This is a genomic window from Streptomyces neyagawaensis (genome assembly GCF_023516595.1).
GTDB lineage: Bacteria > Actinomycetota > Actinomycetes > Streptomycetales > Streptomycetaceae > Streptomyces > Streptomyces neyagawaensis.
In genome coordinates this window covers 1-1,397 of record NZ_JAMGBG010000133.1, presented here as the reverse complement: position 1 = coordinate 1,397, position 1,397 = coordinate 1, and the positions used below count along the sequence as shown (strand labels likewise).

Below are 1,397 nucleotides of genomic sequence, written 5' to 3'. Positions count from 1 at the left end.
CGTGGGAGGCCACCGCGGAGAACAGCCGCAGGCGCACCGGGTCGCCGAGGGCCTTGAACATCCGCGCGGCCGTCTCGGCCTCCTCCGCGGTGAACGGGCGCTCGGTGAGCGGCGGGCAGCACGGCACTACAGCCTCGCCGGGAGCGGGTTCCAGCAACGGCAGCACCTTGGTGTTCGACATGCATCTATGTTGACATATGTCGAACCAGTGGTGCGAGGGTCGGATCGCCTCAGGTTCGGGCGAGGTGGGTGGCGAGGTGCCGTGCAATCCGTTCCGCGTCCCTGCCGACCCCGCGCAGGGAATTCGGGGACAGGCGGCGCTGCCACTCCAGCCCCACGTAGGCGAGTCCGGGATGGGTGAGCGAGACGCCCTCGCGATGGATCGGGTGGCCGTGCTCGTCGAGCGCGCCGAGCGGGCTCAGGTAGGCGAGGTCGGGCCGGTAGCCGGTGGCCAGCAGGATCGTGTCGACCTCCTCGCTGCGGCCGTCGGCCCGGGTGACCTTGGCGCCGCCGATCCCCGTGAGCATGGGGCGCCGGTCCGGAGCACCGGACGTGATGGCGGCCCCGTAGGTGCGTCATCGATGACCAGCTGGGTCGGGGGCGTGCGCGGGAACCGGCCGAGGGGCAGGGTGTCCGCCCCGGTCCGCTTCAGCCACCAGTGCAGATTGCGGCCCAGGGTGCGCTGTGCCGTGAAGCGCACCGGGCGCCGCGTGGCGAGGGTGACCTGGGCGTGCGCGGCCGGCTCGGCGGCGATCTGCACTGCGGAGTTCCCGGCGCCGACCACCACTATGCGCTGCCCTGCGAACGGACCCGGTGTGCGGTACTCGGCCGCGTGCAGCGCGCCGGCGAAGTCCTCCAGCCCGGGCAGCGCCGGACGGTAAGGGCGGCCGAAGGTTCCGGAGGCCGCGACGACGCCCCGCGCGGACAACTCGCCTGCGCCCTCCAGCGCCAGGGCGAAGGGGCCGTCGACGGCTGCCCGGACCTCCCCGACGCGCGTCCTCGTACGGATATCGGCATCGAGTCGGTCGGTGTGGCGCAGCAGGTGGGCGACGACCTCGTCCCGGTGGGGGTAGCGGTCCGGGTCCCCGTCGAAGGTCATCCCGGGCAGCGAGCTGTATCCGGCGGGAGAGAAGAAGAGGGTGAGGCTGTCGTAGTAGCGCGGCCACGAGCCGGTCGGCTGGTCGGACGGTTCCAGGGGCATCGGCTCCAGCCCCCGTCCGCGCAGGGCGTGCGCTGCGGCCAGTCCCGACTGGCCGCCCCCGCATCACCGCTACGTCCACCTGTTCCATCCGCCCACCAGAATTCGATGAATGTCTATGTTGACGCTTATCGATACAGGTGCCATGCTGGGCAGCGCAAGAGATCGACGGATATCGAAACAAAGGGGAATCCAGTGG

2 protein-coding genes and 1 pseudogene are annotated in these 1,397 nt (G+C 71.2%); all 3 read right to left on the bottom strand.

Features of this window, described 5'->3' with window-relative positions; translation table 11 throughout:
- A pseudogene (locus M8J73_RS36895) lies at positions 1–181 on the bottom strand (transcriptional regulator); the annotation flags it as partial.
- Positions 182–230: 49 nt separating this feature from the next.
- Positions 231–527, bottom strand: a complete 297-nt coding sequence (locus tag M8J73_RS45350; protein ID WP_308408374.1) for an NAD(P)/FAD-dependent oxidoreductase — start codon at positions 525–527, stop codon at positions 231–233.
- Positions 419–1,201 (bottom strand): NAD(P)-binding domain-containing protein, encoded by a 783-nt coding sequence (locus tag M8J73_RS36890; protein WP_308408373.1) that lies wholly within the window; start codon positions 1,199–1,201, stop codon positions 419–421. The genes M8J73_RS45350 and M8J73_RS36890 overlap by 109 nt, the downstream gene beginning before the upstream one ends.
- Between the last annotated feature and the right edge of the window lie 196 nt (positions 1,202–1,397).